At 64.5% G+C, this 20,677-nt stretch carries 5 protein-coding genes; all 5 read left to right on the top strand.

The genetic code is table 11. The features are described 5' to 3' along the window. The first annotated feature begins 139 nt into the window (after window positions 1–139). From AN216_RS01950 to AN216_RS26310, 5 genes are read left to right on the top strand one after another with little or no spacing between them, the layout of a single operon-like run. A complete protein-coding gene (locus AN216_RS01950) occupies window positions 140–12,505 on the top strand; it encodes a non-ribosomal peptide synthetase (protein ID WP_079166133.1) in 12,366 nt (4,121 codons plus the stop codon). Further along, entirely contained in the window at window positions 12,502–17,976 is a 5,475-nt protein-coding gene (locus tag AN216_RS01945; RefSeq protein WP_070194804.1) for a non-ribosomal peptide synthetase, read from the top strand. Before AN216_RS01950 ends, AN216_RS01945 begins: the two co-directional genes overlap by 4 nt. After that, window positions 17,973–19,112: a saccharopine dehydrogenase NADP-binding domain-containing protein gene (locus AN216_RS01940; protein WP_070194803.1), complete on the top strand. Its 1,140-nt coding sequence runs from the start codon at window positions 17,973–17,975 to the stop codon at window positions 19,110–19,112. Before AN216_RS01945 ends, AN216_RS01940 begins: the two co-directional genes overlap by 4 nt. Beyond that, window positions 19,109–19,906: a thioesterase II family protein gene (locus AN216_RS01935; RefSeq protein WP_070194802.1), complete on the top strand. Its 798-nt coding sequence runs from the start codon at window positions 19,109–19,111 to the stop codon at window positions 19,904–19,906. Before AN216_RS01940 ends, AN216_RS01935 begins: the two co-directional genes overlap by 4 nt. Beyond that, on the top strand, window positions 19,903–20,619 hold the full coding sequence (locus AN216_RS26310; protein WP_170842997.1) for a class I SAM-dependent methyltransferase: 717 nt from the start codon (window positions 19,903–19,905) through the stop codon (window positions 20,617–20,619). Before AN216_RS01935 ends, AN216_RS26310 begins: the two co-directional genes overlap by 4 nt. Window positions 20,620–20,677: the final 58 nt, after the last annotated feature.

Genomic DNA, 20,677 nt, shown 5'->3' with positions numbered 1-20,677 from the left:
TATCTTCTCTGGCACTCGACCGCAAGAACGCCGATGCTGTCAGCTAGTGCAGAGAAGAACACCACGCAGACGAAATTTGCCTCTTTAGGCAGTCGCTCCTGCGTGCATTTCACGGTAAACGGAGTGGGGTCCGGGTAGCATGCAGAGTGTCACGCACAATATAGTCGGATGGAAAACAGTTCCGACAGTTCTTCAAGAGTGGGCCGAACGCACCCCGGAGAACATTGCCCTGCGCTTTCTGCGGTACCCCCACATCGACTCGGAAGTTGCAGAGGAATATACATATAGGGAACTTGCCGGAAGGGTGAGCCGCCTTGCTCGCGGCATCGATGCCGAGCCGGGGGAACGCGGGCTGCTGCTGCTGCCGAGCGGTGCTGACATGGCGCTCGGCCTCCTCGCCTGCCTGCACTCAGGCATCATCGCCGTCCCCATGCAACTCCCCGGCCCCAGCCGTGCCAGGCAAGCACTTGAGCGGGTGGAGCGTGTCCTGCGGGACGCGGCCCCGTCGGTTGTGCTGACCTCGAGTGACATCGCCGCACGTGTCGGCGATGACCCGCGTCTCACCGGTCGCTCCGTCATTCACGTTGATCGGCCACTCGACTCTTACGAACCTCTGCCCGCATCTGGAGCAAGTCCCGACGACATCGCCTTCCTCCAGTACACCTCCGGCTCTACGGGCGATCCAAAGGGCGTCTGCAATACCCACCGCGCTCTGCTGACCCAAGTTGACTTCTTTCAGAGCGCCTGGCAATGGGACGAGCCGATCCACACCGTGAGTTGGCTCCCCCTCTATCACGACATGGGCATGATTCAAGGACTGCTCACGCCACTGCTGTCCGGTGGCACCTGCACCTTGATGACACCGCTCAGCTTCATCGGAAAACCGCAGCGGTGGCTTGACGCAGTCTCCAAGTACCGCGGAAACATGATCGGCGGACCGGACTTCGCCTATGACCGATGCTGTGACAGCTACACTCAGGAAGAGCTCAGGCAGCTTGACCTGAGCAGCCTGCGCTACGCGATCAACGGCGCCGAGCCGATTCGCCCGCAGACTCTCCAGCGGTTCACCGAAACCTTCTCCGACGCGGAATTCGACGGCAATGCCGTCACGCCCGGATACGGGCTGGCTGAAGCCTGCTTGACCGTCACACTCAGCGAACAGCCCCGTGGCTGGCGAGCCAACAGCTACGACGTGGAGTCCCTGACCAGCGGCCGCGCCGAGAGAGTGAGGACGGCGTCAGGTCGCCCGATCGTCGGCTGCGGCAACTACCTCCACCAGTGGCGCCTCGCGATCGTCGACCCGGACACTAGAGAGGAACTCCCCTCCGGCATGGTCGGAGAAGTCTGGGTCGCCGGCCCCGGCCTTCCCCGGGGCTACTGGCGCCGTCCCGAGGAAACGGCCACCACCTTCCAGGCGCAGATCAAGAACGAGGACGGCTTCTTCCTGCGCACTGGCGACCTTGGGTTCGTCGACGACGGCGAGCTCTATATCTGCGGCCGTGTGAAAGACCTCATCATCCATCAGGGGTCAAACCACCAGCCCAATGACATCGAGGCCACACTTGAGCGGCGCTGCCCCGACATCAAGGTCGGCGGCGCTTGCCTCGGACAGGCAGGCGACCACAACGGTGTCATTGCCATCGCTGAAGTGGACCGCAGCCTGTCCGAGGATCGCCTCGCCGCGATCGCACGCGACATTCACGCCGTGGCCCTGGCCGAACACAACCTCCCTCTCGAGGAATCAATCCTGGTACGCCGCGGAATCCTCCAGCGGACCTCCTCGGGAAAGATTCGGCGCAGCGAGATGATTCGACGTTGGGAGGACGGTGACCTGCCCGTTCTCCGGGCGGAACACAAGGACGTCTCAGGCGGGACCATCACTCTGCCGGTCCTGCATGCCTCGGTGGCTGAACTGATCGGAGAGCCGGTCGAGTCCCTCCGAACCGATCAGGACCTCATCGCAGCCGGACTCACCTCCATCATGATCATGGAGATCGCCGCCCGACTGAATCGAGCCGGACTCGATCTGGGCTTCTCCACCCTCGTCGCCCATCCGACGATCGACGCATGGTGGTCCCTCGTCGACAAACTGCCAACGGAGCAGAAGCAGCCCCGCGAAAAGCCCGTAAGCGCTGTCGACCCCACTGAGCCCTTCGCCCTCACACCTGTGCAGTACGCGTACTGGGTAGGCCGACGAGAGGGACAGAACCTCGGAGGCGTCGGCTGTCACGCCTATCTGGAGTTCGACGGCCAGAACGTCTCCCCTGAAAGGCTCGAAGCCGCCTTCCGCACCGTACTGCGGCGCCACCAGATGCTGCGCGCCTGCTTCCTGGAGGACGGACGCCAGCAGATCCTCGACCAGAGTCCCTGGCCAGGCCTCAGCGTCCAGGACCTGCGCGAGGCCACCAAGGCTGAGGTCGAGGAGCGCTGCCTCGAAATCCGTGAGCACTTGTCGCACCGACGCCTGGCCGTCGAGCGTGGCGAAGTGATCGACCTGCGGCTGACGCTGCTTCCTGCCGGCGCCTGCCGAGTACACCTTGACCTCGATCTGCTCGTGGCCGACGCCGCGAGCATTCAGATCATCCTGAACGACCTCGTGCGTGCCTACGTGGCGCCCGACCGTCCCCTCCGCCACCTCGAACAGGGCTTCCCCGAGTATCAGGCGCTCCGAAGCGTCCGCCGATCCGAGCCTCGCGAGCAGGCCCGGGCGTACTGGGAGGGCCGGCTCCCGGAGATCCCGGGGGCGCCGCAACTTCCCCTGGCAGAGGGAGCCGCACAACACCAGAGCCCGCGCTTTACCCGGCGCAGTGTTCATCTGGACAGCGACCGCTGGCAGCGGTTCTGTACCCGAGCGCAGGAACACGGCATCACCCCCTCCATGGCTCTGGCCACCGCCTATTCCGAAGTTCTGGCCACCTGGAGTGTGGATCCCCGCTTCTGCCTCAACCTGACGCTCTTCGACCGGCACCCACTGCACGCCGACGTCCCCGACCTGGTGGCGGACTTCACGAACATCATCCTGCTCGCGGTCGACGCCTCGCTCGGCGACTCCTTCGCAGCACGGGCTCGGGCACTGCAAGGGCAGTTCCAAGCCGACGTGGCGCACAGTGAGTACTCGGGCGTGGAGGTCCTTCGTGACCTCACACGCGAACGTGGCGGCGAACGGGCGGTTGCTCCGGTCGTATTCACGAGCAACCTCGGTCGCGAACTGGTAAGCCACACGTTCCAGGAGCAGTTCGGTCGCCTCGGGTGGTCTATTTCTCAGACGCCGCAGGTGTGGCTGGATCATCAGGTGATGGAGGTTGATGGTGGGGTGTGGTTGTCGTGGGATGCGGTGGAGGGGTTGTTTGCGCCGGGTGTTTTGGATGGGATGTTTGGTGCGTATGTGGGGTTGTTGGAGTGGTTGGTGGAGGGGGATTGGGGTGGTGGTGTGCCTGGTCTTGTTCCGGAGTCGCAGGTGGTGGTGCGTGAGCGGGTGAATGCGGTGGTGGGTGGTGTTCCTGAGGGTTTGTTGTATGAGGGGTTTTTGGCGTGTGCGGTTGAGGAGCCGGATGCTGTTGCTTTGTTGTGGGGTGAGAGTGGGTTTGTGTCGTATGGGGTGTTGGCTGATCGTGTGTTGCGGTTGGGGGCGTGGTTGGTGGCTGAGGGTGTGGGTGTGGGGGATGCGGTGGCGGTGTCGTTGCCTAAGGGTCCGGATCAGGTGGTGGCGGTGTTGGGTGTGTTGGTTGCGGGTGGGGTGTATGTGCCGGTGGGGGTGGATCAGCCGGTGGTGCGTCGGGAGGCGATTTGTGCGCGGGCTGGTGTGAGGTTGACGTTGGGTGAGTTGCCGGAGTTGTCGGGGGTTGTTCCTCTTTCTGAGCCGGTGCGGGTGTCTTCGGATGATGCGGCGTATGTGATTTTCACGTCGGGTTCGACGGGGGAGCCGAAGGGTGTGGAGGTGTCGCATCGTGCGGCGTTGAATACGGTGGTGGAGGTGAATTCGCGGTTTGGTGTGGGTCGTGGTGATCGGGTGTTGGGTGTTTCGGCGTTGGATTTTGATTTGTCGGTGTGGGATATCTTTGGTTTGTTGTCGGTTGGTGGTGGTGTGGTTTTGGTGGGTGAGGAGGAGCGGCGTGATGCGGATGTGTGGTTGTCGTTGGTGGTGCGGCATGGGGTGAGTGTGTGGAATTCGGCGCCGGTGTTGTGTGACATGTTGGTTACGGCTGCGGAGGTTTCTGGTGGTTTGCCGCAGTCGTTGCGGTTGGCGTTGGTGTCGGGTGATTGGGTGCCGTTGGATTTGGGGGAGCGGTTGGCGGGGTTGGTGTCGGGGTGTCGGTTGGTGGCTTTGGGTGGGGCGACGGAGGCGGCGATTTGGTCGAATGCGTTTGAGGTGTCGGTGGTGGAGTCGGGGTGGTCTTCGGTTCCGTATGGTTTTCCGTTGGCGAATCAGTCGTATCGGGTGGTGGATTCGCGGGGTGGGGATTGTCCGGATTGGGTTCCGGGGGAGTTGTGGATTGGTGGTGCGGGTGTGGCTCGTGGTTATCGTAATGATCCTGAGCGTACGGCTGCGTCGTTTGTGGAGTATCAGGGTCGGCGGTGGTATCGGACCGGTGATCTGGGTCGGTATTGGCCTGATGGGACGCTGGAGTTTTTGGGGCGGGCGGATCAGCAGGTGAAGGTGCGTGGGCATCGGGTTGAGTTGGGTGAGATCGAGTCTGCGTTGGTCGGGCATCCGCGGGTGCGGTACGCGGTCGCGGCTGCGACCGGGCCTCGCAACCAACGCCGACTGACTGCCGCCCTCGTCTCCGAAGTTGATTCCGAGGGCACCACACTGGTCATCGACGAGAGCGACCTGTTTCGGTTCCTCGCGGACTGCTTGCCCTCCTACGCGATTCCCTCCCATCTGCACACCCTGCCCACCCTCCCCCTCACCGCCAACGGCAAGGTCGACCGCAAGGCTGTGCAGTGGGTGTTGGAGGAGTCGGACCTGGGTGGTTCGGCAGTGCAGTCGGCTCCGGCGGGTGTGGTGGAGGAGCTGGTCGCCGGGGTGTGGTGTGAGGTGTTGGGGGTGGCCTCTGTCTTCCGGGAGGCGAACTTCTTCGAGCTCGGTGGGGACTCGTTGTTGGCTACTCGTCTGGTGGCGCGGTTGCGTGCGCTGGGTGTGGAGGGTGCCGAGCTGGCGGGTTTGTTCGCGGCTCCGGTGCTGTCGGAGTTCGCTGGCCCGCTGGTGTTGGGCCAGGCTGCGGAGGCGGTGGTGCTGACGTCGGATCCGGAGCGTCGTTTTGAGCCGTTCCCGTTGACCGACGTGCAGCGGGCGTACTGGATCGGCCGCTCTGACCAGCTCCCCCTCGGCGGCGTCGGAACCCACTACTACACAGAACTCGACGGCGACGAAGTCGACGTCGAGCGTCTAGAGAACGCACTGAACGCCCTCATCGCGGGCCACGACATGCTCCGGGCCGTGGTGGAAGAACCTGGTGTTCAGCGGGTTCTGAGCGACGTCCCGAGCTTCCACATCGCGGTGCAGGAGCCCTCCCTGGAAGAGGCTGCGGCAAGCCTCACCCAACTGCGGGATGCCATGTCCCACCAGATCTTCGACCCCTCCCACTGGCCGCTGTTCGATGTGCGGGTCGTCCGCTACGGGACCCGAGCCCGTGTCGGCATCAGCATCGACTACCTGGTCCTTGACGGCCTCAGCGTCAAGCTTGTTCTCACTGAGTTGGCTCGGTTGTACGCGGATCCGGACGTGGTGCTGGAGCCGGTGGGTGTCTCGTTCCGGGACTATGTGCTCAGTGCCGGCCCGGACGCGCTGGAGCGTGCGGCGGCCGAGCGGTACTGGGAGGAGCGGCTGGAGGATCTGCCCGGTGGGCCGCAGTTGCCGTTGGCGGTGGAGCCCGCGTCGGTGGTGCGTCCGCGTTTCACCCGGCGGGACACGTGGCTGTCGCCGGAGCGGTGGGAAGCGATCAAGAGCCGTGCGCGTCAGCACGGTCTGACTCCGTCCTCCGTCCTGCTGGCCTGCTACGCGGAAGTCCTCTCCACCTGGAGCGAATCCCCGGACCTGAGCATCCACCTGACCCTTTTCGACCGTCGTGACGTCCATGCCGACATCAACCGTGTACTGGGGGACTTCACCACCCTGATGCTCCTCGGACACCGTCCACAGGCGGGCGAATCCTGGTTGGACAGTGCTCGACGTCTGCAGGGCCAGTTGGCCCGGGACCTTGAGCACCGGTCGGTCTCCTCTCTCTGGGTCACCCGGGAAATGGCTCGCCGTGCCGGTGTCTCCGACGTACCCATGCCTGTCGTCTTCACGAGCACCCTCGGACTTGAAGACGACTTTGCCACCGCCCTCCCCGCCGGCTTCCCGGAACTGCACTGGTCTATTTCTCAGACGCCGCAGGTGTGGCTGGATCATCAGGTGATGGAGGTTGATGGTGGGGTGTGGTTGTCGTGGGATGCGGTGGAGGGGTTGTTTGCGCCGGGTGTTTTGGATGGGATGTTTGGTGCGTATGTGGGGTTGTTGGAGTGGTTGGTGGAGGGGGATTGGGGTGGTGGTGTGCCTGGTCTTGTTCCGGAGTCGCAGGTGGTGGTGCGTGAGCGGGTGAATGCGGTGGTGGGTGGTGTTCCTGAGGGTTTGTTGTATGAGGGGTTTTTGGCGTGTGCGGTTGAGGAGCCGGATGCTGTTGCTTTGTTGTGGGGTGAGAGTGGGTTTGTGTCGTATGGGGTGTTGGCTGATCGTGTGTTGCGGTTGGGGGCGTGGTTGGTGGCTGAGGGTGTGGGTGTGGGGGATGCGGTGGCGGTGTCGTTGCCTAAGGGTCCGGATCAGGTGGTGGCGGTGTTGGGTGTGTTGGTTGCGGGTGGGGTGTATGTGCCGGTGGGGGTGGATCAGCCGGTGGTGCGTCGGGAGGCGATTTGTGCGCGGGCTGGTGTGAGGTTGACGTTGGGTGAGTTGCCGGAGTTGTCGGGGGTTGTTCCTCTTTCTGAGCCGGTGCGGGTGTCTTCGGATGATGCGGCGTATGTGATTTTCACGTCGGGTTCGACGGGGGAGCCGAAGGGTGTGGAGGTGTCGCATCGTGCGGCGTTGAATACGGTGGTGGAGGTGAATTCGCGGTTTGGTGTGGGTCGTGGTGATCGGGTGTTGGGTGTTTCGGCGTTGGATTTTGATTTGTCGGTGTGGGATATCTTTGGTTTGTTGTCGGTTGGTGGTGGTGTGGTTTTGGTGGGTGAGGAGGAGCGGCGTGATGCGGATGTGTGGTTGTCGTTGGTGGTGCGGCATGGGGTGAGTGTGTGGAATTCGGCGCCGGTGTTGTGTGACATGTTGGTTACGGCTGCGGAGGTTTCTGGTGGTTTGCCGCAGTCGTTGCGGTTGGCGTTGGTGTCGGGTGATTGGGTGCCGTTGGATTTGGGGGAGCGGTTGGCGGGGTTGGTGTCGGGGTGTCGGTTGGTGGCTTTGGGTGGGGCGACGGAGGCGGCGATTTGGTCGAATGCGTTTGAGGTGTCGGTGGTGGAGTCGGGGTGGTCTTCGGTTCCGTATGGTTTTCCGTTGGCGAATCAGTCGTATCGGGTGGTGGATTCGCGGGGTGGGGATTGTCCGGATTGGGTTCCGGGGGAGTTGTGGATTGGTGGTGCGGGTGTGGCTCGTGGTTATCGTAATGATCCTGAGCGTACGGCTGCGTCGTTTGTGGAGTATCAGGGTCGGCGGTGGTATCGGACCGGTGATCTGGGTCGGTATTGGCCTGATGGGACGCTGGAGTTTTTGGGGCGGGCGGATCAGCAGGTGAAGGTGCGTGGGCATCGGGTTGAGTTGGGTGAGATCGAGTCTGCGTTGGTCGGGCATCCGCGGGTGCGGTACGCGGTCGCGGCTGCGACCGGGCCTCGCAACCAACGCCGACTGACTGCCGCCCTCGTCCCCGAGATTGCTCGGGCCGCTACCAACGCCGCAATCGTGGCGACGGAAGGCGAGGCGAATCCGCACACTGCCGAACTAGAGGCACGCCTGGCCGAATCAGCCATTCTGACGATCGTCGCCGAGTACCTGGAACCAGCCTTCGCTAGGGACATGCCAGCGACCACCGGGGAAGGAGGCTGGTCTCCCGGCGTCGACCTCTGGCTCGACTGGCTGACCGATCGCGGAGTGCTGACCGCCGGCACGAACGGTTACCACAGGGGGCCTCGCCACGAAGAGGCGATGTATGCCGCCGCGGAACCAGGCTGGTCCACCCTCGCCGAGGAGACCGTTGGCACCACCCTCGAGGAGGTTGCCGGGCGACTCCCGAGCCGTCTCCCCGACCTTGCCGCGGTGGCCCGGAAAGAGCGAGATGCGATCACACTCGTCGACGATCCGGACTTCGCTCCGGAGAATCTCATCGCGGCCCGCCCGGACACCACCGTCGCACTGACCGCGCTTGCCGAGGAGATCGCCGCGTTCTCGCACGAGCTCGGCCGCCCAGTGCGCGTCGCCGAACTCGGAGCCCGCACAGGTCTCGTTGCCCAGACCGTTCTGGCACAGCTGACGTCTGCCGAAGCTGAGTACACCCTGCTGGACGAATCGACCGGGCTGCTCAATGCCGCCCGGCAACGCCTTGAGGCTTCCGAACACCAGGCCGTCTATCGACAGTTCGGTTCGGCCACTGTTCCCGAGTCACTGCGGCACGGCTTTGACGTGGTTCTCGCGGTCGCCTCCCTGCACCGTTACGCCGAGCCGGCGACAGCCACCACTCTCGCCTCGCTGCTGTTGGCCCCCGGAGGGCGTCTCCTTGCGCTTGAGCCCACCGAATTCCCGCCCGTCGCCCGCCTTCCCATCGCGCTCATCGAGGAGGGCTTCACGAATCTGCATGGCCGTCGACATGAGAGGCGCAGCCCGCTGCTTCCACAGCAGGAGTGGGCTGACGTACTGAGTGGTTCCGGTCTCGAAACCGAGATCGAGAGGCGAAGCGCCGGGTTGCTGCTCCGCGCAGCGCGTCCGCAGGACGAGAGCCTTCTGAACCTTGATGAGTTCACCGAGTGGTCCCTGGACAGGCTTCCCAGCTTCATGGTCCCGGAACAGTTCCACGTCCTTGCCAGCACGCCTCTCACCGCCAACGGCAAGGTCGACCGCAAGGCTGTGCAGTGGGTGTTGGAGGAGTCGGATCTGGGTGGTTCGGCAGTGCAGTCGGCTCCGGCGGGTGTGGTGGAGGAGCTGGTCGCCGGGGTGTGGTGTGAGGTGTTGGGGGTGGCCTCTGTCTTCCGGGAGGCGAACTTCTTCGAGCTCGGTGGGGACTCGTTGTTGGCTACTCGTCTGGTGGCGCGGTTGCGTGCGCTGGGTGTGGAGGGTGCCGAGCTGGCGGGTTTGTTCGCGGCTCCGGTGCTGTCGGAGTTCGCTGGCCCGCTGGTGTTGGGCCAGGCTGCGGAGGCGGTGGTGCTGACGTCGGATCCGGAGCGTCGTTTTGAGCCGTTCCCGTTGACCGATGTGCAGCGGGCGTACTGGATCGGCCGCTCTGACCAGCTCCCCCTCGGCGGCGTCGGAGCACACTGCTTCTTCGAGTTCGACGGCGAAGCCGTGAAACTCGAACGCTTGGAAGCCGCCGTCAACACACTGGTCGGACGCCACGAGATGCTCCGCGCTGTTTTCGAGGACGAAGGAACCCAGCGCATCCTCTCTGAGGTTCCCTACTTCACGGTCCGAGCTGACGACGAACCAAACGCGCACGCGGCAAAAACAAGGCTTCGCGACGCCATGTCCCACCAGGTCCTGGCCCTGGACACCTGGCCGCTGTTCGATGTGCGGGTCGTCCGCTATGGGACCCGAGCCCGTGTCGGTATCAGTCTCGACAACAGCATCTTCGACGGCCTCAGCATGATGATCTTCCTCACTGAGTTGGCTCGGTTGTACGCGGATCCGGACGTGGTGCTGGAGCCGGTGGGTGTCTCGTTCCGGGACTATGTGCTCAGTGCCGGCCCGGACGCGCTGGAGCGTGCGGCGGCCGAGCGGTACTGGGAGGAGCGGCTGGAGGATCTGCCCGGTGGGCCGCAGTTGCCGTTGGCGATGGAGCCCGCGTCGGTGGTGCGTCCGCGTTTCACCCGGCGGGACACCTGGCTGTCGCCGGAGCGGTGGGAGGCGATCAAGAGCCGTGCGCGTCAGCACGGTCTGACTCCGTCCTCCGTCCTGCTGGCCTGCTACGCGGAAGTCCTATCCGCGTGGAGTGCCAAATCCGAGCTTACTGTCAATCTCACCTTGTTCGACCGTCGTGACATTCACCCCGACATCAACCGAGCTATCGGCGACTTCACCACGCTCCTTCCGCTCGCTTTCGTACCCGAGGCCACCTGGCTGGACACTGCTCGACGTCTTCAGAGCCAGTTGGCACAGGACCTGGAACATCGCTCCGTGTCCTCCGTGTGGGTAGCCAGGGAAATGGCGCAGCGCTCCGGCAGCACCCAGATCCCGCTCCCTGTGGTGTTCACCAGTGCGCTCGGTCTCGATCGAGAACTCGCGGACATGACGGCTCGCGGATTCCCCGAGCGGATAGGCGGTCAGTCGCAGACGCCGCAGGTGTGGCTGGATCATCAGGTGATGGAGGTTGATGGTGGGGTGTGGTTGTCGTGGGATGCGGTGGAGGGGTTGTTTGCGCCGGGTGTTTTGGATGGGATGTTTGGTGCGTATGTGGGGTTGTTGGAGTGGTTGGTGGAGGGGGATTGGGGTGGTGGTGTGCCTGGTCTTGTTCCGGAGTCGCAGGTGGTGGTGCGTGAGCGGGTGAATGCGGTGGTGGGTGGTGTTCCTGAGGGTTTGTTGTATGAGGGGTTTTTGGCGTGTGCGGTTGAGGAGCCGGATGCTGTTGCTTTGTTGTGGGGTGAGAGTGGGTTTGTGTCGTATGGGGTGTTGGCTGATCGTGTGTTGCGGTTGGGGGCGTGGTTGGTGGCTGAGGGTGTGGGTGTGGGGGATGCGGTGGCGGTGTCGTTGCCTAAGGGTCCGGATCAGGTGGTGGCGGTGTTGGGTGTGTTGGTTGCGGGTGGGGTGTATGTGCCGGTGGGGGTGGATCAGCCGGTGGTGCGTCGGGAGGCGATTTGTGCGCGGGCTGGTGTGAGGTTGACGTTGGGTGAGTTGCCGGAGTTGTCGGGGGTTGTTCCTCTTTCTGAGCCGGTGCGGGTGTCTTCGGATGATGCGGCGTATGTGATTTTCACGTCGGGTTCGACGGGGGAGCCGAAGGGTGTGGAGGTGTCGCATCGTGCGGCGTTGAATACGGTGGTGGAGGTGAATTCGCGGTTTGGTGTGGGTCGTGGTGATCGGGTGTTGGGTGTTTCGGCGTTGGATTTTGATTTGTCGGTGTGGGATATCTTTGGTTTGTTGTCGGTTGGTGGTGGTGTGGTTTTGGTGGGTGAGGAGGAGCGGCGTGATGCGGATGTGTGGTTGTCGTTGGTGGTGCGGCATGGGGTGAGTGTGTGGAATTCGGCGCCGGTGTTGTGTGACATGTTGGTTACGGCTGCGGAGGTTTCTGGTGGTTTGCCGCAGTCGTTGCGGTTGGCGTTGGTGTCGGGTGATTGGGTGCCGTTGGATTTGGGGGAGCGGTTGGCGGGGTTGGTGTCGGGGTGTCGGTTGGTGGCTTTGGGTGGGGCGACGGAGGCGGCGATTTGGTCGAATGCGTTTGAGGTGTCGGTGGTGGAGTCGGGGTGGTCTTCGGTTCCGTATGGTTTTCCGTTGGCGAATCAGTCGTATCGGGTGGTGGATTCGCGGGGTGGGGATTGTCCGGATTGGGTTCCGGGGGAGTTGTGGATTGGTGGTGCGGGTGTGGCTCGTGGTTATCGTAATGATCCTGAGCGTACGGCTGCGTCGTTTGTGGAGTATCAGGGTCGGCGGTGGTATCGGACCGGTGATCTGGGTCGGTATTGGCCTGATGGGACGCTGGAGTTTTTGGGGCGGGCGGATCAGCAGGTGAAGGTGCGTGGGCATCGGGTTGAGTTGGGTGAGATCGAGTCTGCGTTGGTCGGGCATCCGCGGGTGCGGTACGCGGTCGCGGCTGCGACCGGGCCTCGCAACCAACGCCGACTGACTGCCGCCCTCGTCTCCGAAGTTGATTCCGAGGGCACCACACTGGTCATCGACGAGAGCGACCTGTTTCGGTTCCTCGCGGACTGCTTGCCCTCCTACGCGATTCCCTCCCATCTGCACACCCTGCCCACCCTCCCCCTCACCGCCAACGGCAAGGTCGACCGCAAGGCAATTCAGGCCACCCTGGAAGCCGCCGATGACACCGTTACTCAGGAGGGTGCGGCCCCCGACGGGCAGCTTGAGAAGCACATCGCCCAGGCATGGGAGGAAATCCTCGACGTCACCGTCACTTCCCGGTCCGCGAACTTCTTCCAGCTCGGTGGTGACTCGTTGCAAGCGACCCGCCTCATCACCCGCCTCCGCGGACAACTGGGCGTTGAGCTGACGTTGCGCGATCTGTTCAGAGACCCCACCGTCAGCGGGCTCGCCGCGCGCCTCGCTGACGCCGACCAAGCGGCTACCGCACACGCCACCGAGGAATTTGAGGAAGGCGCGATATGAACCACCCTCAGCCACGAGCCGCTGCAGAACTTGTGCGCGAGCTGACCGCGGCCGGAGTTCGACTGTGGCGTGAAGACGACCAGCTGCGATTCCGTGCTCCCAAGGGAGCCATGACAGAGCGACGCGTGGACGCGCTGCGCTCTCTGAAAGCCGACGTGCTGGACTACCTCCGGCAGCGCGACGAGGAGGGCAACGCTACCCACGATCCCGCAGCCCGCTTCGAACCCTTCCCCCTCACAGACGTGCAGGCCGCCTACCTGCTAGGCCGCAGCACGGCCTATGAATACGGCGGAGTGGCATGCCACGGCTACCTTGAGGTCACGTTCCCGGATCTCGACGCCCAGCGACTGAACACAGCCTGGCAGCGGCTGGTGGAACGCCACGACATGTTGCGGACGGTCGTCCACCCCGACGGATACCAGCAGACCCTCCCCGAAATCACCCCCAGACCTCTCACTGTCCGCGACCTGCGCGGTGCTGCTGAAGAAGTCGTCAGTGCCGAACTCTCGGCCATCCGTGCGGAACTCTCGCACCGCTTCTACACGCCGGAAGAATGGCCGCTGTACGAGGTTCGTGTCACGCACACCGATGACCAAGACATACTCCACCTCTCGATCGACCTGCTCATTGCCGATTACCGAAGCATCCAACTGCTCCTCTCCGAGCTGAACACGCTATACGCCGCCCCGGGCGAAGAGCTCCCAGCCCTGGAGATCACCTTTCGCGACTACGTCACCGCTGAGCGACGCCTCACCGAACCGGACGGCGCATTGGCCTCGCGATACGACCGCGACCGTGCCTACTGGTGGGACCGGCTGGATGACCTGCCGGCCGGTCCGGAACTTCCTCTGCGCGCCGGCGCCGAGGACGCGCCAGCCCGTTTCCAGCGCGAGCACGCCGTACTCGGCCCCGAGGAATGGGCATCACTCAAGCGACGTGCCGGCGCACACAACCTCAGCGCCTCCGGCGCCGTACTCGCTGCCTACGCCGAAGTGATAGGTCGTTGGAGCCGCAGGCCCCACTACACCCTCAACCTCACCACCCTCAACCCGCTTCCTTTGCACCCGCAGGTCGATCAGCTCGTGGGTGACTTCACCTCGGTCAGTCTTCTCGAAGTGGACTCAACGGAAGGCGAGACCTTCGCCCAACGGGCCAGCACTGTTCAGGACAGGCTCTGGGCGGACCTGGACCACCGACTGTGTACGGGCGTCCAGGTCATGCGGGAACTGGGGCGTCGTCGGGGCCGAGCTGAGGCTCTCATGCCAGTCGTGTTCACCAGCGCGATTGGTCTGGGTGAGGACGAGGTCGACACCGGTAACCTTCTCGCACTGGGGGAGCTGGGGTACGGAATCAGCCAGACACCACAGGTGTGGGTCGACTGCCAGGTGATGGAGCGGCAGGGAAGCCTCCTGATCAACTGGGACATTCGAGAAGGCGTACTGCCCCATGGAGTGGCCGAGGACGCCTTCGCGACCTTCCGCCAGCTGCTTCTGGACCTTTCGGCAAGTGACGGCGCTTGGCAGACGGCGGACCCGGTCGTTCTTCCCGCCGCCCAGCTCCAGTCCCGCCAAGCTGCGAACGGCACGCACGCGCCGCTCCCCGAAGGACTTCTGCATGAGCACTTCCTCGGCCGTGCGGTTGCCACTCCCGCAGACATCGCGGTGGTTAGCGAGTACGGCGAGCTCTCCTACCAGGACCTGCTGGCCCGAGCGTTGAGCGTGGCCGACGAGCTGAAGCGTCGGGGTACGAAGCCCGGCGAGCTCGTGGCCGTGTCGATGGAGAAGGGCGCCGAACAGGTCGCCGCCGTGCTCGGGACTCTTCTGGCGGACTGCGCCTACCTGCCCATAGACACCAGCCAGCCGGTTGCCCGGCGAGCAGCCATCCTCGATGACGCCGGTGTATGCCAGACGCTGGTGCAAAGCTGGACGAGTATCCCCGCGGTAGCCGGCGTAGACCTGCTGGCTGTCGACGAGCTCACCCCAGCCGCTGTACCCGAGGCACTGCCCTCCCCTGCGATGTCACCGGACGATCTCGCATACGTGATCTACACATCCGGCTCCACAGGCGTTCCCAAGGGAGTGGCCATCAGCCACCGCGCGGCTCTGAACACCATCACTGACGTCAACCGCCGATTCTCGGTGACCGGTGAGGACCGAGTCCTCGGGCTCGCCCACCTCGGCTTCGACCTGTCCGTCTACGACATCTTCGGCCCGCTCAGTGCTGGCGGAGCCCTCGTGCTGCCCCAGGCCGATCGACGGGACGAGCCGAGCCACTGGTCTGAGCTGATCACCAACCACCGCGTGACAGTGTGGAATTCCGTACCCGCCCAGATGCAGATCCTGCACCACTACCTGGAAAGCGGTCCATCAGCCGGTCTCTCCTCGCTGCGCCTCGCTCTGCTTTCCGGAGACTGGATCCCCGTCTCCCTGCCGGAGCAGATACGGAACCACATACCGGGCATTGAGCTGATCAGCCTTGGTGGTGCCACTGAGGCCGCGATCTGGTCCATTGCCCACCCCATCGGGAAAGTCCCAGCCGACGCCACCAGCATCCCGTACGGCATGCCGCTGGCCAATCAGAGCTTCCACATTCTCGACACACGGCTCCGTCCGGTCCCCGAGTGGACGCCTGGAGAGCTGTACATCGCAGGAGCCGGACTGGCCGAGGGCTACCTGGGCGACAAGGCGAAAACAGAAGCGCGCTTCATCAACCACCCCGGTACCGGAGAGCGGCTCTACCGAACCGGTGACCTCGGTCGCTACCTGCCAGACGGCGTCATCGAGTTCCTCGGGCGTGAGGACTTCCAGGTCAAAGTCCGCGGACACCGCATCGAGCTGGCCGAGGTGGAAGCAGCGGCGCTGAAGCACCCCGCTGTGGAATCCGCAGCCGCCCTCGTCGACGGAGACGGCGCGATGGACCGTCGTCTGGTCGCCTTCGCGCAGCCCGCAATCGTCCCCACCCGGCAGATCTCACCACGACTGTCCCAAGCAGCGGCACATGCCGGCGACATGCTCGGTCAAGTCGACCGAGAGTCACTATCCGCCTTCGCGCAACGCGCCGACGAGACCGCTCTTATGGCGATGGCACGGGCCCTGCGCACAGCCGGGCTCTTCACCTCCTCCCGGAGCCACTCCCTCGAAGACGTCCTCGCCGCGGCGTCGCCGCGCCACCATCGTCTGCTACGACGCTGGCTGCGAGCCCTCACCGCCGAAGGGTGGCTTCAGCACGACGCGCAGAACGGAGCCTTCCATACCCTGCACCCGGTGGATGACGAAGACCTGCAGCGCGCCTGGGCAGACCTCGACCGTATGCAGAAGGAACTCGACTACGGCGCCGAGCTCCTCCACTACCTCCGAGCGAGCGCGGGCCACCTTCCGCAACTCCTCGCCGGTGAGCTCGATCCCCTGACACTCCTGTTCCCCGAAGGCGAAATGGACACGGCCCAGGCCGCCTACCGCGACAACCTGGTGAGCCGTTACCTCAACGGGACCGTTGCCACGATCATGCGGGAGATCGCTGCCGAACAGGAACAGGAACGCCCGCTCCGAGTCCTCGAGGTCGGCGCCGGTGTGGGCGGCACGAGCCACGACGTGATCAGCGCTCTTGACGGCTACCAGGTGGACTACCTGTTCAGCGACCTGTCCCAGTTCTTCCTGAACAAGGCTCGTGAGCGTTTTGCCGACAGGCCCTGGGTCCGTTACGGCACCTTCGACCTCAACGGCGATCACCGAGCCCAGGGATTCGAGCCGAACTCCCTCGACGTCATCCTGTGTGCCAACGTGCTGCACAACTCGCACCACGCCGGAAACGTTCTGGAATCCCTCACCGAGCTGCTGGCCCCAGGAGGTCGCCTGCTCTTCATCGAAGCGACACGCGAAAACTACCCACTCATGGTCTCCATGGAGTTCCACGAAGGTCTTTCCGGTGGTTTCGAAGACGCTCGGGCAGGCCGCGACCAGACCTTCTTCACCCGCGACCAATGGCTCGAGCTGCTCCACCAAGCCGGAGCACATGTCGAGGTCAACCTTCCCGCGGTGGACGACGAGCTCTCCTTCGTCGGGCAGCACGTCTTTTGTGCGCGCGTGAAGACGGATAGGGCCCAGCTGTCCGCCGGAGACCTCACCGCTCAACTCAGCGCGCAGCTACCCGGGTACATGATCCCTGCTCACCTGCAGGTCGTGGATGCGCTGCCGGTTACCGAGAACGGCAAGGTCGACCGGACGAAGCTGAAGCGGTGGCTGCCGAGCGCCACTGCGGACCAGATCACCTCGGGCGAACCACCCCGCGACGACTTGGAACGCAGAATCGCGGCGCTGTGGTCCGAACATCTCGACCGGGCCTCCATCGGTAGGGACGATGACTTCTTCGAGATGGGTGGCGACTCGCTCATCGTGGCCCAGCTCGTGGGACGCATGCGAAACCAGCTGCCGGAGGCTGAGGGCCACGACTGGGACGATCTCCTGCGGCAGATGCTCCGTCAGCCCACCGTGGCCGGCATTGCCGCTGCGCTTCGCCCCCGTACCGTCGCGCAGGCTACGCTTGAGCCCACCCCGGCATCGTCGGCTCTGACACGGCTCGGTGGCCCGGACTCCGAGGACGTACGCGTCCTGGTCCACGACGGAAGTGGCACTCTTGCGCCTTACCGGCCACTGATCAGTGCCATCCGAGAAGGGACGAGCATGTCCCTCGTCGGGGTGGAGCTGCCGGACTGGAAGGAGTACATCGACGCCGACACCTCCGGCCTCGTCGAACGGTTGGCCGCCGAGCACACCGAGCGACTTCTCGAACTCGGTACCAAGCGCTTCCACGTAGTCGGTTACTGCATGGGAGGTCTCCTCGCCACAGGTATCGCCAATCGTCTCCGCGAGAAGGGCGCGGATGTGGCCGAACTGACGATCGTCAGCAGCTACCGCATTCCGTACTGGATCGACGACGAAGTCCTGCACGAATACGCTTTCGCACGGGCCATGGGTGTCGATCCCGATCATGTCGGCTACCCGACCAACCCGGACCTCGCAGCTGCCCTCCAAACGGTTCTCGCCGACTCGCCGGAGCGCATCCCCGCCGGCGCTTTCGCCGACCTGCGAGGCAGCGAACACGAGGAAGTGGCCCGCTGCCTGACCGCGCTGGGAGAGCGCGGTCAGCGGGACCGGCTCGCCGCCATCGCCGAGCTCCTACCCGGCGCCCCCGCTATCGAGCACCTGGAGTTCATGTACAAGGTCTTCCGGCAGAGCCTGCTCGCTGTGGCGGGCCACGACAGCACTCCCTACGAGGGCGACATCACCCTGCTGCGCCAGAACGGTGAGATCCACGTCCTCCCGCAACTGCGCGACGACATGACGGAGTACTGGCAGGGCAACTGCACGGGCGACCTGCGCGTGGTGGACATCGGAGGCGATCACTTCACCTGCCTGCAGACACCCCACGTCTCGACAGTGACCGACCTCTTCCTCGTCCAGGAGCGAATATGACAAGCCGAGTCGGTGTGCTGGGTGGCTCCGGCGCGTGCGGTGTGTCCGCCGCGTCCGTCCTCCACACGATGGGGTACTCGCTGCGCATTGGTGGACGCAGTATCGAGGTCCTGCGGGGCGTCGCCGAACGGGAGCTGAACAGCCAAGCCGAAGCCGCCGCCGTCGATGTCTACGACGACGCGTTGCTGGAGAAGTTCTGCGCCGACTGCGATGTCATCGTCAACTGCGCGGGGCCCTCCTATCGCATCGGTGACCGGGTCGCGCAGGCAGCCTTCGCGGCGGGCGCCTCCTACGTGGACGTGGCCGGTGACGATCCTCTGCGCGACCGCCTCACGCGCGACGCCGCGGCAGGGGTGCCGGAGACGGTCACGGCCGTCGTGTCCGCCGGGGTGCAGCCCGGTGTCTCCGGAATTCTTCCGCGATGGCTGGCCGCGGAGCACCTCGACACGGTGAGCCATGCACTCATCTATGCGGGTGGTCTGGAACACGTCACGCCAGCCGCCGCGGGTGACTACCTCATCAGTCTCGGAGACGGCCACGGAGACGCGCTCGCAGCGTGGCGTGGAGGCCGGATCGAATACCGTGCGTTGCAGCCCTTGAGTAACACGGAGCTCCCGCACTTTCCCACCAGCGTCACCGCCTATCCGCACCTTGCAGCGGAGACCGTCAGGCTGGCCCGGGATCTGGGCGCCGATTCGCTGGACTGGTACAACGTCTCCGCCGGAGAACAACTGCTGCTCTGGATGAACCGACTGCGGGACCGGAACTGGCTGCAAGCCGACGAGGCTGAACTGGCCGAGGGCGTAGCCCAACTCGAACAGGCCGGCGCCGTGGACCTCGCTGGACGTACCCCGTACTACCTCCAAGCTGTTCAACTTGACGGCCTTGTCGGGGGGCGGTCCGACACGCTCAGCGCCGTCTTCCGTACGCGGGACAGCTACCGAGTCAGCGGATCCGTCGCCGGCCTGTCCGCCGACGCCGTGCTCCGTGGCGAAGTGCCGCCCGGCTGCCACTTCGCTGAGGAGGTGCTCGAACCGGGCCAAGCGCTGCAGGCCCTGCGGAAGTTCGGTGCGGTGACGAGCCTGGAAGTCCTGAACGCCCCGCTCCATGCTGACGCCGAGGAAGGAACTGTGTGAACACCCCTGCTCCGACATACATACGCCAAGACGCGGCCGGAAAGTGGTTGCGCCGCACCCCGAAACCTGCTGCAAGGATCAAGCTGTTCTGCCTCCCCCACGCAGGGGGCACGGCGAACTTCTTCCGCGACTGGCCAGAGCTTCTGCCTCCAAGTGTGGAGATGACGGCTGTGCAGTACCCGGGCCGAGAGGATCGGCTCGACGACCTGCCCCTTACCGAAATGAGCGCGCTCGCTGAAGCACTCACCGATGTTCTCGCACCGCAACTTCGCCAACCGTACGCTCTCTTCGGCCACAGTATGGGCGCTGCCGTGGCGCACGAGACAGCCAAACGGATCCAGCGACGAGGTCTCCGCCTTCCGGAGCGGCTTTTCGTCTCCGGCAGAGAATCCCCACAGATGCACCAGAGGGGAACTATCCATACCCAGGACGATGACAGCCTCTGTGCGGAGCTCACTCGACTCGGTGGGGGGGAAGTACTCACCCGTCACCCCGAACTCCGCCCCTTGGTGCTTCCCGCAGTTCGTGCCGACTACCAGCTGATCGAGACCTACGAGCCCGATCTCAGCGAGGTTCTGCGCTGCCCCGTCACCGCTCTGGTGGGCACCGAGGACCCGGATGTCCAAAGGGCCGACGCGGAAGGATGGGGCGACCTCAGCGAAGGTTTCAACCGCGTACAGTTCCCAGGGGACCACTTCTACCTTGTGCCCGAGAGAAGGCAGGTCATAGGAGAGATCGTGCGCGCCCTGACTCTGGATCCCAGCCCCACCTCGTCCTGGCCGGTGACCCCGTGAACGACACCTACGCTGCGACAGCGGAGTTCTTCGACGTCCTCTCGGGGCCCTACTGGTCCTCCCGGGGACCACTGGTAGGTGCGGCACTCGGACGGGCTAAGCCCGAAGCCGGGCCAATACTGGACGTCGGATCAGGGACGGGACACGCGGCGGGGGTTATCGCCCGCGCAGTACCGCGGGCAGACATCATCTGCCTTGAGCCGTCTCCCGCGATGCGCTCCGCCCTCACCAGCCGGATCCTGGCCGACGCCGCCCTCACCAGCAGGGTGACCGTGCTGCCTGACAAGCTTGAGGACGCCGAGCTGCCTGATCGCCTCGGGGGGGTGATCGCGTTCGGGGTCATCGGATCGCTGGAGGAAGCAGACCGCCGGTCCTTCTGGAAGATGCTGGCCGAGCGACTCTCCCCCGGCGCTCCCGCCGTGGTGGATGTGATGAACATCGACGCTACGCAGCGCGCCCGGCCGGCACGCGTCGCGGAGCGGCAGGTGGGACGCCAAAGCTACGAAGCCTGGCTGTCCGTCGAGGGGGACGGGCCTGACCGTGTCCGTCTGGTCATGACCTACCGCGTACTCCGGGACGGAACACTTCTCCGTGAGCACGGAGACGAGCATTCGTGGGCCGCTCTCACCCTCCCGGCCCTGGCAGCCGAAGCCGAGCAAGCCGGCTTGACCTGTACCGAGCTCGCGAAGGACGTGGCGTTGCTGCGCCTGTGACTCCTTCGGATACACACCGGGACCCCAAAGACCAAGGCCGTGCAGTTACGGCTCTGGG

It is taken from the genome of Streptomyces oceani, assembly GCF_001751245.1.
Lineage (GTDB): Bacteria > Actinomycetota > Actinomycetes > Streptomycetales > Streptomycetaceae > Streptomyces > Streptomyces oceani.
Note: the sequence above shows the minus strand (reverse complement) of the source record. Positions and strands in the feature narration are given on the sequence as shown.

Bases quoted from the DNA above. Each gene is read 5' to 3' on its own strand.
- AN216_RS01950 (WP_079166133.1), top strand. From the start codon at position 140: ATGCAGAGTGTCACGCACAATATAGTCGGATGGAAAACAGTTCCGACA.
- AN216_RS01945 (WP_070194804.1), top strand. From the start codon at position 12,502: ATGAACCACCCTCAGCCACGAGCCGCTGCAGAACTTGTGCGCGAGCTG.
- AN216_RS01940 (WP_070194803.1), top strand. From the start codon at position 17,973: ATGACAAGCCGAGTCGGTGTGCTGGGTGGCTCCGGCGCGTGCGGTGTG.